Consider the following 18579-nt stretch of genomic DNA (forward strand, 5'->3'; position numbering starts at 1 on the left):
TCCAGCCGGCCTGCTCGCAGTGCGGGGGACGTGCCGGCCACCTCGGTCCGATATGGACAGTTCGGATCTGTGCATAGTGGACTCACGGGAGGCGTCGCCGGACGAGCCGGGCGCGGGAAGGATCCCGCGCCGGTCACCGCCAGATGGACCGGTGTTCGGCTGCGTCGCGGACGCGTGCCTGTCTGGGTTCCTATCCCGTCCACATCGGACACTCCGGCCGACCGCTGCCTGGAACGGTGACAAGCGAGCACGAGGTGCCGGTAGGGGGACTACCGGCACCTCGTGGGTGATCACTGACCGATCAGAAGTGGAGCATCCACTGGAAGTCGGCCTGGGCGTTGCTCACGTGGACGTTCTTGCGGGTGCCGTAGGCGAGCGGGTTGTTCCAGTTGTACTCCTCGACGTCGAACGAGCCGTCGGAGTGGACCGCGTTGACGTAGGCGACGTGACCGACCCTGTGAACGTCGTTGACGGCGATGGCGCCGACCTTCGGGGTCTTGTTGACCGTGACGCCGACGCGGCGGGCGGCGTCGTCCCAGGTGCCGGCGTTGCCCCACGTGGTTCCGCCGTAGGAGTTGCTGAAGCTGGGAACACCGAGCCTGCTGGCGATCCGGTAGGCCGCGAAGGCGGTGCAGTTGTTCTGGGCGAACCCGCGGGGACGGCCGTCGTAGTCGTTGGTCGGGCTTTGTGAACCGCCGCCGCCCCCGGTGAGGAACTTGTGGCTGGCGTTGTTGTTCTTCAGCGTGGCGTTGAGATTGCCGGCCGCGCCGGGCGCGAAGTCCTGGTGCGCTCCGCCGAAGTCGCTGTTGAAGTACACCCGCACCGTGTGGCTGGTGCGGTTGCGCACTGATGCCGCGTTGTTCTTCGTGCACACGCCTTTGCCGGCGCCGTCGCCCTTGAACTCGTAGCAGGACGGCTGGGTGGCGCCGAGATCGCTGATCGAGCCGGTGAAGTCGGAGATCGAGCCGGCCTGGTTGCTGTTGTAGTAGTAGCAGAACTCTCCGCTGTCGCAGTCCCCGTCCCGGCTCGCGGCGAACGCGGGCGAGGCGGTGGCGGCCATGAGGGGCGCGACCAGGGCCAGTGCGGCCCCGGCGACGGCGAGCGTCAGGCGTGCGATTTTCACGGGTTTCCCATTTCGTGAGGTGTCAATGATCGGGGTGGCGTCCGGGCTTCCGGTCAGTGCGCGCGCTGGTAGTCCTCCCACGTCTTGATCGGGACGCGGGGACCGTCGTCGGGGCGGCGGTTGCCGAGGCCGTTCATGCCGAGGTAGTAGTCACCGACCTGGTTCTGGGCCTGGGTGGACTGGTCGGTGTCGTTGATCGCCACCGCGTGGATGTGCCACGGCCACTGGCCCTGGGCCGGGCTGCGGACCCAGGCGGCGAAGCCGACCTGGCGCAGCGCACGGGCGACGGCGGTGCGGGTGTCGGCGGACATGCCGTCGACGTTGATGTCCACGACGCCGCCGCCGTCGTGGGTGCCGGCGGAGGTCGGGTCGCCACCGGGGTTGTAGGAGCCCTGATCCAGCTTGAGGCGGCGTCCCAGCACACGCTCGGCCTCGGTCAGCATCGCCTGGGTGCGGGTGTTGACGACGTACCCGTCACGCTGAACCTTCGAGCCCGGCTTGATCACGTGGGAGACCGTGAACCGGCCCTGCCCGAGCGAGGCCAGCGAACTCGCGCCGGGCAGGCCGTTCGCGGCCAGTCCGGTGTATCCGAGCGAACGCTGGTAGGCCGCGTACGCCTTGATGGTCGTGGTTCCGAAGTAGCCGTCGACCCACTGGGCGTCCAGCAGATTGCGTGCCTGGAGTGCCTTCTCGACGGCCAGCACGGAATCCTTGGCGCCAGGGGTCAGCGTGTCGTCGGCGCGCCGGGGATCGATCTGGGCGGCCAGGACGGTGGCTTCCATGTTGACGACGGGCGCGGCGGCAGCCTGCGTCGCGTTCAACGTCAGGCTGCCCAGGACCGCGAAGGTCGCCAGCGCCGTAATGGCGCCCTGGGTCTTCATCTTCGTCTTCATGCGGTGTTTCTTTCCGTTCGGTCAAAGCCTGGCCACGGCCTCGGTCCAGCGCCGGGAATCGTGTGCGTGCGGCTTGTCGTGGAGGTGCGTTTCCCGCGGCCAGGGGTCAGCAGGCCGTCACACCGTTGGACGGTGTGACCGTGTTCTGGCAGTGGGACGGCGCGAGCGCAGTGCCTTGGGACAAGGCTCGGACATGGCGCTGACAAAGCTCTGACAACGATCGCTGCGCCTGACAAAGCTCTGACACGGCGATGCGCAGTTTCGAGGCCTCGCCCGCACTGGCGACCGCTCGTTCGTGTACGGCGCCGCGAGTAGGCTTGGGGGACATGGTGTTCGACTCGGCCCGGTTCGACATGCAGCCCTATGTCGGTTTCGAGATGGATCGCTTCGTCCGGCGGACGTTCTGCAGCTGGGAGGACGCGGGCTGGCGCTCCCTGCTGGTGCAGCGGTTCGAGCACGTCCCGGTCGCGGAGGACCTGGCCTTGCCCGGCGCGGCCGACCTGCACCTGGTGCTCCCGATCTCCGGGCTGGCCGAGATGGAGACGCGGGACGGCGGCCGCGCCGTGCACGATCGGTGGCGTCCTGGCCGGCTCCAGCTGGGCCTCCCGCACCAGGCCACCGTCCGCCGCTACCGCGGGGACGCGGACATGCGCAGCGTCCAGGTGCACATCCCGCGCGACATCGTGGATTCGGCGGTGGCTCGGCTCGGTGGCGACGTTCCGGACTTCGAGGCCATGGCAGCGTCGGTCGGCGGCGACCCGCTGATCGAGGAAATGGTCCGGGCGCTCGGCTCCGCTGGCGCAGCCGATGACCTGTACGCCGAGACCGGGGCCGCTTTCCTGACCATGCACCTGCTGACTCGGCACGGGCGGCTGCGAGCTGACCGGCCCCCGGCTCGGGAGGACGCCCGCGTGCGCGCGGCCGTCGCGTTCCTGCGTGAGCGGCTGGCCGAACCGGTCACGCTGGCCGACGTCGCCGACGAGGTGCACCTGTCGGTCTATCACCTCGTCCGGGTGTTCCGGGCCGCGACCGGACAGACCCCGCACCGGTTCCTCACCGGGCTGCGGGTCGAGGAGGCGAAGCGGTTGCTCCGCGAAACCGATCTGCCGCTGGACCGGATCGCGCCGCGGTGCGGCTTCACCAGTCCCGGCGCCCTCTCGGCCGCGTTCGTGCGCCACACCGGAATCCGCCCGTCGGCCTACCGCAATTCCTGACCGGTACACCGCAATTCCCCGCCTGGGCAGGGGTTCAGGCCCGCCATAGCCTGACTTCATGACCCAGCAGTCCTACGACGTCACCGCCGAATCCGCGGCACCGCCCTCGGCGGTATGGGCACTGTTGCTCGATCCCCACAGCTGGCCGGCCTGGTCCCGCGTCGACGCCCTGGAAACCGCGCAGTCGGCCGGCCTCTCTTCCGACGGCCGGGACGGTGTCGGCGCGGTGCGCGCGTTCCGGACCGGAAAGGTCGTCACCAAGGAACGCATCACCGCGCTGGAGCCGGAACGCCGATTCGCCTACGAGGGCACCGAAAACCCGCAGCTGACCGACTACCGGGCGGAGGTCGAGCTGGAGGAGTTGCCTGGCGGCGGAACGCGGATCCGGTGGCACGGCACCTATTCGGCGCGCTGGGGAATGCGCTGGTTCCTCCGGCGATACCTGCGCCGCTTCATGCGGGACATGGCGGCCGGGCTGGCCGGCCACGCCGCCGGGGTGCGGGCGGCGTGAACCCCTTATGTGTCAAGTAGTGCTGGGACGAAGATGTCCTCGCACGTCAGCAGGCGCTGCGACAGGCCCTGTTCGTGGTGGTAGCGCAGGAACGTGTCCACGGCCGCGCGGTTGGCTTTCACGCCGTAGGGCCACCAGTCGTCCCCGAGCAACCGTTGGTTCTCCGCGAACAGTTCGCTGAACCACGGGGTCATGATGGCCATGTGCTGCTTCACCGCGCCCTCGCGGTACCGGCGGACCGTGATCTCCTTCGCTTCATCGAAGGCCCGGTAGACGGCGGTGAGCAGGTCCGGTCGCGCCGCGAGTTCCTTGCGCACCGCGATGGTGTGCATCATCGGGAAGATGCCGGTCCGCCGGTAGTACGCGCGCTCGACCGTCGGGTAGTCGGGGAACAACCGCGCGACCTTCGGAGATCCGTCGAGCAGCGCCTGCGGAACGTCGACCGAGATCAGGGCGTCGATCTCACCCGACTCGAGCAGCGCCCCCAGCGTCTCGCCGTCGGTGGTGTGCCGGATGTCCACGCCCGGGGGCACCGGCTGGGGGATCCAGTCGAACGACGGCAGCGGGTGGTTGGTACCGCCGACGACCCAGCGGCACTGGTCGGGCGTGACACCGTACTCGTCGGCCAGGATGCCCTTGGGCCAGATGCCGGCGTCGTGGCCGTACAGCGCGAACTCACCGATGGCCCTGCCCGCGAGATCCTGCGGCCCCTCGATGCCGCTGGAGGTGTTGACGAAGATCGCCGAGTGCCGGAAGTTCCGGTTCGGGAAGATCGGCAACGCCAGGAACGGCGGATCATCGAGGTCGAACAGGCGCAGCAGGTAGGTCAGCCCCAGTTCCGCGACATCGAAGTCCCCACGCACCATCCGCTGGAAGAGGTCGGACACCAGCGGTGCCGTCTCGAACGTGGCGTCCACGTCCTCGATGGTCACGGTCCCGTCGAGCAGCGCCGCGGTGTGCTCGTACTGGTAGACGCCGACGGTCAGCTCGGTCATCCGTTCAGTATGGCCAGCCCGGAACGTTGAGGCGAATGCCGTACAGGCCGAAGTTTCCGGTGTTGCCGCCGGCGGACGCGGTACCCGACGTGATGTAGAGGGTTTTCCGGTCAGGGCCGCCGAAGGCGACGTTGGTGGTGTTGCGGCCCGCGGAGATCGTGCCGAGCTGCTTGCCTGCCGGGGAGTACACGTGGACCTTGCCGTCGTTGTAGGAGGCCTGGTACAGGTTTCCCGCGCAGTCAACGGTGCCGCCGTCGCTGCCGTCGAGTGACGCGAAGTCGCCGCGCTGCCCGGTGCTTCCGTCCGCGTTGACGGGATACCGGTAGATCTTGCCGGTCGCGTTGCCGCCGACGTAGAGGGTTCTGCCGTCCGGGGAGAGCTCGATTCCGTTCGGCTGGCGGATCGTGTCGTCGATCAGGGTGACGACACCGTTGGTGACGCGGAAGACGCCGGTCCTGCCCGACATCTGGTCGGGCCGGTTCGCGCGCTGGAAGTTCGGGTCGGTGAAGTAGACCGTTCCGCTCGCGGACACGGTGAGATCGTTGGGAGAGTTGAACATCCGCCCCTGGTAGTTCGCCGCGTTCGTCGTCCGCCGCCCGGTGGCCAGCTCGTACGAGGACACGGTGCGCTGGTCGTGGGTCGCCGCGAGGACGGACGTGCCGTCACGGCTGATCGCCAGGCCGTTGCTGCCCGCGTTCTTGACGAACGTGGTGAACGTGTTCGTCGAGGGGCTGTACCGCAGGATGTCCGAGGGCTGGACGTTCTGCGGGCCGGTGCCGTCGTACATGTTGCTCAGCAACAGGGTTTGCGTCGCCGCGTCCCAGGTCGGGCCCTCCAGGAAGTTGAACCCGTCCTTGATCTTGGTCGCGGTCGGGTTCGGCGAGGGCAGCGGAGTGCCGAACGGCCCGCCGGGGCACGGTCCTTCCGCGGCCGAGGCGCTGGTGACGCTCGCGGTGGCCAGGCCCAGGACGATCGTGGCCGCCGCGATCCTTCGTTGCCGTGCTCCGATGTTCATGCCGGTGCCATCCCTGCTTCCGGTTGGGCTTGTCTCAGGAGCAGCCGATCCGTGACGGTGCCATCACGACATCGTCGAACCAGAGCGTGTCGTCGCCGTTGCCGTAGCTTTCCCAGCCGAGCCGGAAGTTCGCCAGGGCGGGCCGCCATCCGCCGCGCCGCAGCCACTGCGCGTCCACGTCCGGCGTGGGCGTGCCGTCCGCGTGCAGGCCCGACACTTCGGTGCCGTTGAGCCAGGTTCGCAGTTCGGAGCCGGTGATCCCGAACTCCACGCAGGCCCACTGGTTCACCGCCAGCGGGACGCTCTGGGCGACCCCGGCCGGGCTCTGCTCCGGCAGCGTGGCGTCGTCGGACTCGCGGTTCCATTGCAGGGCACGGTTTTGCCCGCCCATGCGCAGGTCCTTGCCGCCGTCATTGGTGTCCTTCATGGCCACGAAGGTCACGTGCGACTCCGGCAGCGCGGTGGTGTGCCGCACGAAGAACCGCACGTACTGGCCGGATGTGCTCATTCCTCTGGACGTCGCGAGGAACACGTGGTTGCAGTAGCCGGCACGGCCGTTGATCCGGACCGACCTGGTGCCGCTGTGCGCCGTCGAGCTGTCGACGGTCGCGGTGCCGGACCCCTGGCAGTTCGGGAACATCAGCGACCAGTCACCGGCCGGCGTCGTCCCTGTCTGGTTCTCGAAGCCGTCGCAGAACGCGCCGCTCGGACAACCGGGTGGTGGCAGTTGTGGTGTCGTCGTGGTTGTTGTCGGTGGCGTGGTCGTTGTCGTCGGCGGGTTGGTGTCGTTGCACCGCACACCGTTGAGTGCGAAGTCCGTTGGTGTGTCGTTGGTGCCCTGGAAGGTCGCCTGGAACCCGAACTGGACGGAAGCGCCGGTGGCGATGCCGCGGTTGAACTCCTGGTTGCGCGCGGTCACGGCCTTGCCGGACTGCGTGACGCCCGCGCTCCAGCTGGACGTGACGCGCTGGTCGCCCGCGAAGGTCCACGTCAGGGTCCAGCCGTCGACGGCAGCGCCGTTGTTGGTCACCTTCACCTGACCGACGAAGCCGTTGTTCCACTGGTCGACGTGGTAGTCGACCACGCACGCGGGAACGTCGGCGGAGACCGGGTTCACGATGATCACCGCTGCTGCCGCGGTCGCGAGTGCGGCCATGGTCAAGGCACCGCTCGTCTTCCAGCGCATGTGCTCTCCTGCGGGCTGGTGAGTTCTGAACACCCCAGGCCGGACCGGCCTGGGGTGCACCTGCGTCAGGCGATCAGCGTTGCAGTGTCAGCACACCCGGCCGGTAGGGCAGCAGGCCGTAGTCGGTGCCGTCGGAGCTGGGGCTGCGGCCCTGGTAGAGGAGCTGGAGGTTGCACGGGTCGATGGTCTTGGTCTGGTCGGGGTTGGTTCGGATCAGGTCGCCGTGGCTGATGTCGTTGGTCCAGGTGGCGCCGCTGTTGGCCTTGCCGGCGAACGGGTTGCTCTCGGTGGCGGCCTGCGGAGTCCACGAGCCGTTCAGGCTGCTGGACGTGAACGAGCGGAAGTAGCGTCCACGTGCGCCCATCGCCTCGACGATCATGAGGTACTGGTTCTGGCCCTGGACCTTGTAGACCTCGACCGCCTCGAAGAGGTTCGCCGTGGTGTCGCTCATGATCGTCGTGTAGTTCGAGCCGAAGTTGCCGGGGAAGTTCCCGATCGGCATGCTCGCGCGGTAGATCTTGCCGTTGTCGCCGGCGAAGAACAGGTACATGGTGGTGTCGTCACCGATGAGCGTCTGGTCGATGGGACCCGTGCCGGAGTTGGGAATGCTTCCGGTGAAGAGCGTCTGCTGCGCCGACCATCCGTTCGCGTTGGTGGGGTCGCTGGAGGTCCGGTAGCTGAAAGCGGTCCCGCCCCACTGGTAGGTGAGCACCCAGATGTTCTTCGGCGCGAAGTAGAACAGCGTCGGTGCGACGGTGCCGCTGTTCATCCCGTTCTGCGGGGCGGAGGCCATGTCGGACCAGTTCGTGAAGGTCCCGAAGTTCATCGAGCCCCACTTCGAGCCGAAGTCGTGCGTCGTCGCGTAGACCAGGTGCTTGCCGTTGTACATGACGTGGGTGAAGTCCTTGAGCGAGACCCAGCCCGACTTCGGGTTCGCCAGCGAGCCGGTCGACGACCAGCGGTACGTCGACGGAAGCGAGCACGTGCCCGGCGGGTTGCTCGTCGTGGTGGTGGGATCCGTCCCGCCGCCGACGCGGACGAGCTGCCACTGCTGGTTCGCGCCACCCCAGTCGCTGTACTGCACGACGTTGCCGCCATCGGCGGTGGAGGCTCCCTGCACCTCGACGGCCTTGTTGCTGTTGCGGTTGATCAGGCGCACGTAGCCGCCGTCGGAGTCGGCGAGGCGGAACTGCTGGTTGGTGCCGTTGTTGTCGCTCCACTGGACGACGCTGGCGCCGTCGGCGGTGGAACGCTGGTAGACGTCGAGGACCTTGCTCGACAGCCGCGACTTCAGCCGGTAGTAGCCGCCGCCGGAGTCGACGAACTGCCACTGCTGCTGGTTGCCGTCGTTGCGGGCCCACTGGGTGATGCGCGCGCCGTCGGTCGTGACGGAGTTGTAGACGTCCAAAGCCTTGCCGCTGTTGCGGTTGACCAACACGTACCAGGCGCTGGTGTCGACGGTCGCCGCCGACACGGGCGCCGCGTTGACGGCCGCCACCAGCCCACCGAGCAGCACGGTGACGGCGGCGGTGAAACCGGCCACACGACGCCTGCGCGTTCGTGGGATGGCGGTAGGTGAGTGGGGGCCTGATCCGGCCATTGGGCGTTCTCCTCTTCGGCGAGGTGGGCGAACCGCGGCACGGGCAATGAACTCACGATTACGTCAGCCGTCGGCAATGCGAGGACTGAAGACGGGCGCACGGACAGACGTGCCACTGCCGCGGGCGCCGATCGCGTCCATCAAACTGTGAAGGATGATCTCGGCGCGGTCAAGACGCAACGAAAAGGCTTCCCGCAGGGCGCTGGAGCGCATTGTGGATTGCTAAAGTTCATGCGAATTCTTTAGCTCGTGCGAGCGGTGGTCGGTCGTGTCTGATCGGTGCCTTGACCAGCGCAGACTGCGTCTGGCTAGCCGTGTGGCAGGGCTCCCCGGGCGGGTGGGTGAACCTCCGGTTCAGGCTGCGGCCGGCGGGCGCTGTCATATACCTGCCTCGCGTGCACGGCGATTCGACAGTCGAATCGAGTGGCAGTTCGATGAATTCGACGAGCGGGCCGTCGGGGGGCGAATTGTTCGCGCGTGGATGCGGAAAACCGCCTCTCGCGCGGCTCAGCGCGAGGATTGCGACCGGGCGACCAGGATGCGCTGCCGCGACGCCTCGTACAGCACCGCCGTGGCCGCGTTCGCCGCGTTGAGGGAGCTCGCGCTGCCGGTCATCGGGATGCTGACGACGTGGTCGCACAGCTCCCGCCACGCGGTGCTGAGGCCTGAGGTCTCGTTGCCGATCAGCAGCAGGGTCGGCTGGGTGAGGTCGAAGTCGAAGATGTCGGCCTCGCCGTGTTCGTCGGTGCCGACGACGACAACGCGGTTGCCCTGGGACCTGTGCCCGTCCAGCCACTGCGTCACCTCGCGGTGCGAAGGCACGCGGACGGCCGGGAGCGAGAACAGGGAACCCGTGCTGGCGCGGACCGACTTCGAGTCGTACACGTCCGCGGCGTGGCCGGTCACGATCAGGCCGTGCGCGCCGAAAGCGTCTGCCGAGCGGATGATCGAACCGATGTTGCCTGGACTGGTCGGGCGGTCGAACAGCACCCCGAGGAAGTCTTTACCTACTCGGATGCGGTCCAGGTCGTCGTCCGGGATCTCCATGACGGCGATGACCTCGGGAGCGGCCTCGTTCTTCTCGCCCAGTTCGGCCAGGAGCTCCGGCTCCATCGCCACCTGCTGGGCGCCCGACGTGCGGAGCAGTTCCCTCGCCCACTGGGACAACGGGCGCTTGGCGTCGAAGAGGAGCGTGCGGATCGGCCAGTCGTGCTCGACCGCGATGGTGATCGGGCGCACGCCCTGGACCAGGAACTCCCGTGCGCGGGTGCGCTTGTTGCGGTTCGTGAGCAAGGACTGCCACTGCTGGAAGCGGGCGTTGCGGGAAGTGATCCGCTGAACCGCAGCCACTGCTCCTCCAGGTGAACCGACGTGCGGCGGCGATCTTATCGTGCTCGCTCATGGTCGGTGGATCACCATCAGGCCGTCGTGGACGCGGTAGGTGACGCGCCAGGGAGACCAACAAGAGGTGCCGGGCACCGGAACATGGCGGTGCGATGATCGAATCGAGTCAGCTCGCCCGAGCGGCGCAGGGCGCGGGAGGTATGTCCGAAATGGAACGACGGGTCGCATTGGTCACCGGCGGAGCTTCGGGCATCGGCGCCGCGACGTGCGTTGCGCTGCACGAGGACGGGTTCGCCGTCGCGGTGCTGGACCGCGACGGCGACGGCGCCGCGGCCACGGCGGAGCGTTGTGGCGAAGCGCTGGCGTTGACCGCGGATCTCCGCGACGAGCAGGCCGTGCGCGAGGCCGTCGCGGACGTGATCGCGTGGCGTGGACGGCTCGACGTGGTGGTCAACGCCGCCGGAGTGCTGCACCGGACCGGTTTGGCCGACACCGACGCCGAAACCTGGGCGAGGGTGCTCGACATCAACCTCACCGGCGCCTTCCGCGTGTGCGAGGCGGCGCAACCCCACCTGCTCGACGGTGCCGAGGACGGAACCAAGAGGATCGTCAACATCGGCTCGTGCGCCGGTGAGATCGGCTACGCCTACCCCGCGTACACCGCCTCGAAAGGCGGGATCATCGCGCTGACCCGGCAACTCGCCGCGGAGCTCGCGCCGCACCGGATCACCGTCAACGTCGTGAATCCGGGGTTCATCCGCACCCCGATCAACGACGACGCCTTCGCCGACCCCGCCCAGGAGCGGCGCGTCGCCGAGCGCATTCCGCTGGGCCGCATGGGGGAGCCCGAGGAGGTGGCCGCGGTGGTCCGCTTCCTCGCCTCGCCGGCGGCCGGGTACATCACCGCCGAGACGATCCGGGTCGACGGCGGCCAGACCGCGATCGGCGCGGTCGCATCCCCGAAATAGGGCAACTCACTTCGCCTGGAACCCGCCGTCGATGTTCAGGATCGTGCCCGCGACGAAGGACGCCTGATCCGACAGCAGCCAGTGGATGCCCGCGGCGATCTCCTGCGGCTTGCCCATGCGGGCCATCGGGTGCATGTCGATGATGGTCTCCTCGTCGTACTGACCGAGCGAGATGGCGCGCGCGATGATGTCGGTCTTGATCGCGCCGGGGGCCACCGCGTTCACCCGGACACCGCGTGAGGAGTACTCGATCCCGGCCGTCTTGGTGAGGCCGACGACGGCGTGCTTGGTGGCCGCGTACGGGCCGCTGTAGGGGATGCCGTTCAGCCCGGCGATGGAGGCGAGGTTGACGATGGCGCCGCCGCGTCCGCTCGCGAGCATCTCCTTGATCTCCCGCTGCAGGCACAGGAACAGGCCCATCACGTTCGTCGAGAGCATCTCCTGGAACTTCACCGGATCCGCGTCGACGATCGAGGCGGTCTCGTGGGCGAGGCCCGCGTTGTTGACCGCGTAGTCCAGGCGGCCGTGTTCGGACAGCACGGAGTCGAACAGGCTCTGGATGCTCTCGGGTGAGTCCATGTCCGCCGCCAGGAACGACGCGCTGCCGCCGTTCGCGGTGACCTCGGCGACCGCGTCCTCGCCAACGTCCTTGCGTCGCCCGCTGATCACGACGTGCACGCCGTCCGCGACCAGAAGCCGTGCGGTCTCCTTGCCGATGCCGGTAGCGCCGCCCGTGATGACCGCAACCTTCTTGTCGGTGCTCATGATGACCTTCCTCGTTGAGTCGTTGTTGCCCTGTGTGCGAGAACGACTGTAAGAGACCGTCGGTCTTTTAACAACAGACCGGCGGTCTTTAGAGACCGGAGTCACTCTCCTCTGGCGTCGCGAAAGTTCTGATCCGCGTGGTCGGTTCGCTAGAGACCGGCAGTCCGGTAACCGGCGCCGGTAGGATGACCGCGTGGCCGAGACGTTCCAGCGCGCCCGCAGCGAGGAGCAGCGCGCGATCCGCCGTTCCACCATCCTCGAGACCGCCTCGGCGATGCTCCGCGAGACGTCGGTCTCCGCCGTGACGCTGAACGAGCTCGCACGCCGTGCGGGCCTCGCCAAGTCGAACGTGCTGAGGTACTTCGAGTCGCGCGAGGCGGTCCTGCTCGACCTGCTGACGTCGGAACTCGACGAGTGGCTGCTGGCCGTCGGGCAGGACCTCGGACGCCTCGGCCGCGCCTCCGTGAACCGCCGCCGAGCACGTGTCGTCGCGGTCGTCGTCGGCAGCCTCGAGCAACGGCCGGTGTTGTGCGACCTGCTCAGCGCCCAGGCCGCCGTCCTCGAACGGAACATCTCGGCCGACGTGGCGGCGCGGTACAAGCGCAACATGATCGACGATCTCAACGTGCTGGCCACGATCGTCAGGGGCCATCTCCCCGAACTCAGCACCGCCGGCGCGCAGCAGTTCGCCGCGACCGTGCTCATGATGGCGGGAGCGGTCTGGACGCACGCGCTTCCGTCCGAGGCGATGAGGGAAGCCTATGCGCGTGATCCGGAGCTGGCGTCCCTCGCGATGAACTTCGCTCAGTCCCTGACGAGCATGCTGGACGCCCTCCTCAGCGGTCTGCTGGCGTCAGCCGCCGGCTAGCAGCTGCCCTCCGCCGAACCGTGAAGCCGGGAGCGCAGGCAATCGGCTGCCCGGTGCTGCGCCTGGATCTCCTGCAACGCGACCTGCAGGGCCTGCTCGTCGAGGTCCATGATCGCGCGCATGCAGTGCGCTCCCGCCGTGCCCGCGGCTTCCACGAACGAGTCCCACCGGTCCTGCATCCACGGGTCGTCGACGCGGAAGAAACCCTGCCCGTCGCGCGCGGCGCGGGTCACCTCGGCGCAGTGGCGTGCGAGTGTGGGCGTTTCGACTTGGCCTTGCACGCGGTCGATGTAGTCGAACAGGTTCGTGGCGGCCATGCCGTAGTTGATGAGCACATTGCGTGCGCCACGGCCGGCCCAGTGCGCGAGGTTCAGGCGTTCGGCGGGTTCGGGCACGGTGGTGTCCGGCGTGCCTCCCCGTGCCACGACGTCGAGTCCGGTGCGCAGGGCGGTCGCCGCGGCAGCGGCCTGGCGGGCCCATGCGAGGCCTGTCTCGACGTTGTCGGTACAGGTCGTTCTGGCACGGCCGGAGCGCGTGACGACGGTCTGCCACAGGGGAACGAGACGGTGGTCGGGCACGCGGAGGAACGCCGCAGCGTCCGTCGCGGCGGCACTGGCGGCATCGCAGGTCGTGGCGCTCATGAGGTGGTCGAGGAGGGTGCGGCCGCCGACCCGGTTCCAGGCCGTGACCTGCATCCGCGTGGTGGCTGCGGAGGGCGTGGCCGTCGATGTGGTCTTCTGGACGAATTCGGGGACATGATCGGACGTCGCCGCACCTGCGATCTCGGCTCCGGCGACGCCCAGCGCGGAGATGGTGAGCACCGCGATGGCCGTGCGGCGCTGACGCACCCGAGCGCGGCGGGGTGCCGTGGCGGCCGGACGCAACCGGCCGAGGCGATGGGCCAGCGCGCGGACTGCGGCGACGGCAACGGCGATCCCGGCAGCGGCGACCAGGCCCGGCGTGATCATCGGTTCCAGCACGGACCAGGACCGGATGAGCGCACCGCAGGCGATGGTGGTCAACGCGGCGATCTGCGCGCCGGCGAGGGTGGTGGCGAGGCGGTGGGTGCTCGGCGCGACGAGTGCGGCGAGCAGCGCCGCAGCGGCGGCCGCGACGAACGTCGTGGCGATGTACGCCAGCTCGTCCAGATCGCGCTCCACGAACGGGGCCACGGTGGCCGCCAGCCCGGCGATCAGGCCGGGCAGCACGACGCGGCGAAGCGCGGGCAGCGGCAGCGCGGGCGGCGGCAGCGCGGGCGGTTCCGGGACGTCGGGGACGGCCTCGTGCACCCAGCGCAGCAGCCCCGGCCTGATCGTCCATGCGAGCAGCGGCACCACCCAGGTCAGCGCCACGGCGACGAGGACAAGAGGCACGTGGTGCAGCGTCGCCAGCAGCGGCACGGTGCTCAGCACGATCCGCGACACTCGACCGGTTCCTGCGCCGGGGAGGCCGCGCTGGAACTCGTCGATCAGGTCGTCCGTGTTCAGCAGCGAGCCGACCACCAGCAGCGGGCCACCGCCGCCGAGCCACCACACGAACCAGGACGACAGCACCACGCCTCCGGCCAAGAGCGCCAGTAGCATCGGCGCCCGCAGCGTGCGTCCACGCCAGGTGCCCGCCCACAGCCGGGCGTTCTGGGCGATCCACCAGGTGAACGCCACCCCGGCCGCCACGAGCACCACCATCGCCCACCACCGGGCGGGCACCCAGTCGTGGTCGACGTGCTGCCCGGCGACCAGTTCCCCGGCCACCAGTCCCAGCCCGAGCCACATCCCGGCCCGCACCCCGGTCGGCCCGCTGATGCCGGTCAGCCGCGCGTGCACCACCGCGCGCCACAACGCGATGCCCGCGACCCCGGTGACGAGCGCGGCCGCGACCAGCGTGATCACCTGGTGCTGCCACCCGTCGTGGATCCGGTACTGCTTGAGGTACTGGAAGGCGGCGTTGTTGATCAGTGCCGCGCCCGCCCCGGTGAGGAACATCGGCAGTGCCCGCACACCGAACAGCGGTGCCGGGTCGTCCAGCGAACTCCGCCGCAGGTCCCAGCGCGGGTGCGTGCGCCACAACTCGGCGAACGCACCGCCGGACGAGCGGTCGGTCGTCTCCCAGCCCCGCCGGTCCGCACCCCATCGCAGCGCGGTGAGGTCGGCGTACACCTCGCGCGTGCGCAGGACATCCGCCCGCGCGAGCAGCACCAGCAAAACCATCACGACCGCGAGCACGACACCGCGGACGAGGCCCGGCAGGTAGGACGACGACAGCGGCGAGGACGGGCCGAACAGCAGCTGCAACACCAGCCACGCGGTGTCGGGCAGCAACGCCAGCGCGAGAAACGTCCGCCACAGCGCGACGGTCGCGTAGGTGAGGGTGATGTCTCGGTTGTGGACGTGTGCCAGCTCGTGCAGTACCACCACCCGGAACCCGCCGGGGTCCTTCTTGCGCTGCACCAGGAGGCCGACGTCCAGGCGCACCACCGGTTTGCGGTCCCGTCCGAACGCGACGGCGCCCTTGGTGGACGTGGCGATCGGGTCGACGACGAACGCGGGCGCCTGGTCGAGCCCGGCGGTGGCCACCAGATCGCGGAGGATCTCGTAGACATCGCTATCTGCGGGTTCGACCTCCGCCAGCGGCACAACGCGCCGCGACTTCCGCGCCCCGATCGCGAAGAACACGATCGCCGCCACCCCGGCCAGCACGACGGGCCCGAGCAACGGCAGCCACCACGCGGGGCGCGGCGCGTACTCGTCGAGGCACGCCTGGAAGGCGTGGGCCTGCTGGGTCGGTCCGCCGGTCAGCGCGGCCAGATCGCCGGCATCCGGGTCCCAGCCGGCGGCCAACCGGCAGGCCCAATCGAGTGACTCGGTGGTGCGGCCGGCGAAGTCCGACGTGAACGCCACCGACGCCACCACGAACAACACCAGCAGCAGCGCGAACCGAACCGTCGTTCCCGGCCCGAGCACCCGTTCGTCGACCCTGGACAACACTATTCCGCATCGCCGAGCGCCAGCCGCGCGATTATGGCGTCGGCGATCTGTGCGCACTGCTCCGGCGTCAGCCCTTGCCGCGCACCGGTTTCCAGCACCTTCTCGCGCAGCTCGGCCATCTGTTCAGGAGTCAGCGCCACCCGCCGCGGTATTGCCTTGCGGCGGAACAACTTCCGCAACCGGTCGGCGATCTTCTCGGCGGCCGTGTCGCCCAACCGCCCGGCGAAGTGCTCGACCGTTATCCACACCACGGGTGTGATCGTCACGAGCAGGTCGCCCAGTCCGAACCCCAGTGGATCACGCGCCGTGCGGGCTCTCTCCAGCCGTCGTGCCGCGACAGCGGGTTTGAGCGCGGCGAGCGCGTTGACGGCAGGCATCTCGTCCGGCGCCAGCTTCTCGACGACATCGCGGACGACATCGGCCACCTCGACGGATTTCACCGGCGACGTCACTGGTTCCACCTCCACGGTGCTCACACACCTCGAACGCCCAGTAGAGCGATCATGTGCAGACGGCAGGGACGAGGCAGGTCGAATGCACCCGAACGGACCAGTGGACCCCAGGCTGGCTACTACCTTGCGATGCAAGGTACCTTGTGTCCGTGACAACAGATGCCCAGTTGCTCGCCCAGCTTCGCCGCGGGGTGATCGAGCACTGCGTGCTGGCCTTGCTGGAACGTGGCCCCCGCTATGGCTTCGACCTGGTCCGCGAGCTCGCCGCGGTCGAGGGTCTGGGCACCAGCGAGGGCACGATCTATCCGCTGCTGTCGCGGCTGCGCAAAGACGGGTTGCTGGAGACCAGCTGGCAGCCGTCGGACCAGGGCCCGCCGCGCCGCTACTACGAGCTGACCGCGCAGGGCCGAACCGCGCTGGAAGTGTTCCACCGTCATTGGCGCAGCTTCCGTGCCGCGGTGGACGAGGTTCTCGAGGGAGACAAATGAACGCCGTGAAGCATTCCGCTGCCGCGGAGTGGCTGGCGCGCTTCGACCGCGCCGCTGCCGCCCTGCCGCAGCCCCGCCGGGGAGAACTGCGGCAGGAGCTGGTCGAACACCTGGACGCGCTGATCGCCGAAGCCGCGTCCGAGGAGGAGCTCGCCGCGGCGGTGGCCCGGCTGGGTGATCCGGCGGAAACCGTTGCCGCGGAAGGCCTCCCGCCGGTGTCGCGGGCCCGCGCCCGTGCCGCCCTCGGCCTTCTGCTGTTGCCGCTGACCGGCCTGCTCTACCTGACCCCGGCGCTGCCGCCCGGTCTGCCCAGCATGGCGCTGATCGTGCTGGCGTCCGTGGTCGTGCTGACCCTGGTGCTGCGTGCGGAGGCCGCGGCGGGCACTCGCGCTCTGGCCGTGCTGGGGGCGCTCGCCCCGCCGCTGGCCGGGCTGGGCGGCATCCTCGACAAGGTGTTCCAGGCCGGGCACCCGTGGAGGAACGAACCCGACGGGTCCCAGTACGTCTGGGCGAGCGACTCCTGGGTGGTGGTGCTCGGCCAGCTGGCGATGCTGCTGCTGGGCCTCGGCCTCCCCGTGCTCGCCGGACTGCGCCTGCGCCGCGCGGAGACGGCGGGTCTGTCCCTCGACGTGCTCGCCCTGCTGCTCACGCCTGCCGTCGGCCTCGCCACCGCGCTGCTGCTGTCCGGCTCCCGCCTGGGCACCTCGGTCGGGACCATGCTCGACGGCCCGCTGCTGGTCGTCGCCCTGGTGTGCGCCGCGACGCTGCTGGCCGCCGGCGGACTGCTGCTCGCCCGGCCAGGACTGGCCGTGCTCACCAAGGCTCTCGTCCTCGCCGCGGTACTGGCCGCGCCGGTCGGTGTGGTGCTGCTGGCCCAGCACGAGACCCGGCTCGCCGGAACGGTGTGGGACGCGGGAGCCGAGCCGCCGCGCGACATCGCAGCCGACCTGACGCGGGCTGTACCCGACTCCGTGCGCGCCCCTGCCCCGGCGTGGGTTCCCGACGACCAGAGCACCCGGCTGGGACTCGGTTTGCTGTTCGTGGTCGTGCTCCCGCTGGCGGCGGCTTGGCGGGTCCGCGGCCGCGAGCTCTGAGTCTTCACGTGGGGGAGTGGCCGCGACCAGATGGCTGGTCGCGGCCCTACCGGCTCCGTCGCGGCTCAGTCGGCGATGCGGCGGATCACGCTGATCGGGCCGATCGAGTCGATGTCGGCGATCTTCACCGGCACGTTCTCGGTGGAGGCGTGCACGGCGCGCACGCTGTCCACCGCCATGGCCACGTGGGACTGGCCGGAGTAGTAGACGATGATGTCGCCGGGCTTGACCTCGCCGCGGCTGACCGCGCGACCCTCCTTGGCCTGTTGGTAGCTGGTGCGGCCGATGGACACGTTCGCGTAGCGGTAGGCGGCCTGGATGAGCGAGGAGCAGTCCCAGGCGTCCGGGCCGGTGGCGCCGTGGACGTACCTGTCGCCGCGCTGCGCCAGCGCGAACTCCAGTGCCTTGCCGGCGGTTCCGGGTGGGGCCTTGATCGGTGACATGTCGCCGGCGTTCTTCAGGGTGTTCCTGGTCGAGGCGCTGAGCGAGTTGTACTGAGTGCGGGCCTCGTTCATCTGCTTCTGCAGGTCGGCGTTCTTCTGGTCGAGTTCGGCGAGCAGCTTCTTCGACGCCTCGGTCGCTTCGTCTGCCGTCCTGGTGGCGGCGTCCGCGGCGGTGACGGCGTCGGTGAGCTTCTTCAGCGCCTCGGCGTTGTCCGCGGCGAGGAGGTTGAGGGCGGACATGCGGTTGAGGAAGTCCTGCTGCGAGTCGCTCACCAGCAGTGCGGAGATCTGGTTGAAGCTCGCGCCCGAGTAGGTGGCCTCGGTGAGGAGGTCCACCTGGCCGCGCAACGAGTTCGCGGCCTGCTGGGCAGTGGCCAGGTCGCCCTTGGCCCTGTCCAGTTCACCCTGCTTGGCGGCGAGGTCGCCCTGCGCCTTCAGCTTGTCCTGGTTGAGCTGGGAGGCCTTCTCGGACAGCTCGTTGTACTTCGCGAGCGCGTCGGCGGCGGAAGGCTGTGCGTTGCCCGGCGTCGCGGGGAGCACGGCCGCGACCACTGCCGCCGTCGTGACGAACGCTCCGCGCACGGCGCGGCGTGAGGGGTGCGACACCACGTCGCGGTCCTCCTTCTTCGTGTGCCT

General features: G+C 69.2%; 17 protein-coding genes. 6 read left to right on the forward strand and 11 right to left on the reverse strand.

Annotation, left to right across the window (positions count from 1 at the left end; all coding sequences use genetic code 11):
- Window positions 1-301: 301 nt before the first annotated feature.
- Complete coding sequence (locus JOD27_RS01190; protein WP_204760238.1) at window positions 302-1123, reverse strand: CHAP domain-containing protein; 822 nt, start codon at window positions 1121-1123, stop codon at window positions 302-304.
- A 53-nt stretch (window positions 1124-1176) separates the two neighbouring features.
- A complete protein-coding gene (locus tag JOD27_RS01195) occupies window positions 1177-2016 on the reverse strand; it encodes a peptidoglycan-binding domain-containing protein (RefSeq protein WP_239566274.1) in 840 nt (279 codons plus the stop codon).
- A 326-nt stretch (window positions 2017-2342) separates the two neighbouring features.
- On the opposite strand from JOD27_RS01195, the gene JOD27_RS01200 reads away from it, so the two are divergent.
- Both JOD27_RS01200 and JOD27_RS01205 read left to right on the forward strand, forming a co-directional pair.
- Window positions 2343-3230 carry a helix-turn-helix domain-containing protein gene (locus tag JOD27_RS01200; RefSeq protein WP_204760239.1) on the forward strand — a complete coding sequence of 296 codons (888 nt, stop codon included), beginning with the start codon at window positions 2343-2345 and terminating at the stop codon, window positions 3228-3230.
- A gap of 58 nt (window positions 3231-3288) precedes the next feature.
- The gene (locus tag JOD27_RS01205) at window positions 3289-3741 is read left to right on the forward strand and encodes an SRPBCC family protein (RefSeq protein ID WP_204760240.1); all 453 of its coding nucleotides are present in this window, start codon (window positions 3289-3291) and stop codon (window positions 3739-3741) included.
- A gap of 5 nt (window positions 3742-3746) precedes the next feature.
- Here JOD27_RS01205 and JOD27_RS01210 read toward each other — a convergent pair whose 3' ends face one another.
- The 5 genes from JOD27_RS01210 to JOD27_RS01230 form a co-directional block, all read right to left on the reverse strand.
- Window positions 3747-4736, reverse strand: coding sequence for a substrate-binding domain-containing protein (locus tag JOD27_RS01210; protein ID WP_204760241.1), 990 nt, complete (start codon window positions 4734-4736; stop codon window positions 3747-3749).
- 4 nt (window positions 4737-4740) lie between these two features.
- Window positions 4741-5751, reverse strand: coding sequence for an SMP-30/gluconolactonase/LRE family protein (locus tag JOD27_RS01215; protein WP_204760242.1), 1011 nt, complete (start codon window positions 5749-5751; stop codon window positions 4741-4743).
- A 34-nt stretch (window positions 5752-5785) separates the two neighbouring features.
- On the reverse strand, window positions 5786-6937 hold the full coding sequence (locus JOD27_RS01220) for a cellulose-binding domain-containing protein (RefSeq protein WP_239566275.1): 1152 nt from the start codon (window positions 6935-6937) through the stop codon (window positions 5786-5788).
- A gap of 73 nt (window positions 6938-7010) precedes the next feature.
- Window positions 7011-8537 (reverse strand): non-reducing end alpha-L-arabinofuranosidase family hydrolase, encoded by a 1527-nt coding sequence (locus JOD27_RS01225; RefSeq protein ID WP_204760243.1) that lies wholly within the window; start codon window positions 8535-8537, stop codon window positions 7011-7013.
- A 507-nt stretch (window positions 8538-9044) separates the two neighbouring features.
- Window positions 9045-9887, reverse strand: a complete 843-nt coding sequence (locus tag JOD27_RS01230; protein ID WP_204760244.1) for a TrmH family RNA methyltransferase — start codon at window positions 9885-9887, stop codon at window positions 9045-9047.
- A gap of 146 nt (window positions 9888-10033) precedes the next feature.
- On the opposite strand from JOD27_RS01230, the gene JOD27_RS01235 reads away from it, so the two are divergent.
- A complete protein-coding gene (locus tag JOD27_RS01235; RefSeq protein WP_204760245.1) occupies window positions 10034-10849 on the forward strand; it encodes an SDR family NAD(P)-dependent oxidoreductase in 816 nt (271 codons plus the stop codon).
- Between the two features lie 6 nt (window positions 10850-10855).
- Here JOD27_RS01235 and JOD27_RS01240 read toward each other — a convergent pair whose 3' ends face one another.
- Window positions 10856-11614, reverse strand: coding sequence for an SDR family NAD(P)-dependent oxidoreductase (locus JOD27_RS01240; protein ID WP_204760246.1), 759 nt, complete (start codon window positions 11612-11614; stop codon window positions 10856-10858).
- Window positions 11615-11807: 193 nt separating this feature from the next.
- Between JOD27_RS01240 and JOD27_RS01245 the strand changes: the two genes are divergently transcribed.
- Window positions 11808-12482, forward strand: a complete 675-nt coding sequence (locus JOD27_RS01245; protein WP_307829806.1) for a TetR/AcrR family transcriptional regulator — start codon at window positions 11808-11810, stop codon at window positions 12480-12482.
- Here the strand turns inward: JOD27_RS01245 and JOD27_RS01250 are convergent.
- Window positions 12479-15463 (reverse strand): M48 family metalloprotease, encoded by a 2985-nt coding sequence (locus JOD27_RS01250; RefSeq protein WP_204760247.1) that lies wholly within the window; start codon window positions 15461-15463, stop codon window positions 12479-12481. The genes JOD27_RS01245 and JOD27_RS01250 overlap by 4 nt on opposite strands.
- A 2-nt stretch (window positions 15464-15465) precedes the next feature.
- Window positions 15466-15918, reverse strand: coding sequence for a hypothetical protein (locus tag JOD27_RS01255; protein WP_204760248.1), 453 nt, complete (start codon window positions 15916-15918; stop codon window positions 15466-15468).
- A gap of 149 nt (window positions 15919-16067) precedes the next feature.
- Between JOD27_RS01255 and JOD27_RS01260 the strand changes: the two genes are divergently transcribed.
- Together JOD27_RS01260 and JOD27_RS01265 are read left to right on the forward strand one after the other, a co-directional pair.
- Entirely contained in the window at window positions 16068-16406 is a 339-nt protein-coding gene (locus tag JOD27_RS01260) for a PadR family transcriptional regulator (RefSeq protein ID WP_204760249.1), read from the forward strand.
- On the forward strand, window positions 16403-17500 hold the full coding sequence (locus tag JOD27_RS01265; RefSeq protein ID WP_204760250.1) for an HAAS signaling domain-containing protein: 1098 nt from the start codon (window positions 16403-16405) through the stop codon (window positions 17498-17500). Before JOD27_RS01260 ends, JOD27_RS01265 begins: the two co-directional genes overlap by 4 nt.
- A 65-nt stretch (window positions 17501-17565) precedes the next feature.
- On the opposite strand, the gene JOD27_RS46385 is transcribed toward JOD27_RS01265, so the two are convergent.
- On the reverse strand, window positions 17566-18552 hold the full coding sequence (locus tag JOD27_RS46385) for a C40 family peptidase (RefSeq protein ID WP_204760251.1): 987 nt from the start codon (window positions 18550-18552) through the stop codon (window positions 17566-17568).
- Window positions 18553-18579: the final 27 nt, after the last annotated feature.

The organism is Lentzea nigeriaca, from assembly GCF_016907955.1.
Taxonomy (GTDB): Bacteria; Actinomycetota; Actinomycetes; order Mycobacteriales; family Pseudonocardiaceae; genus Lentzea; species Lentzea nigeriaca.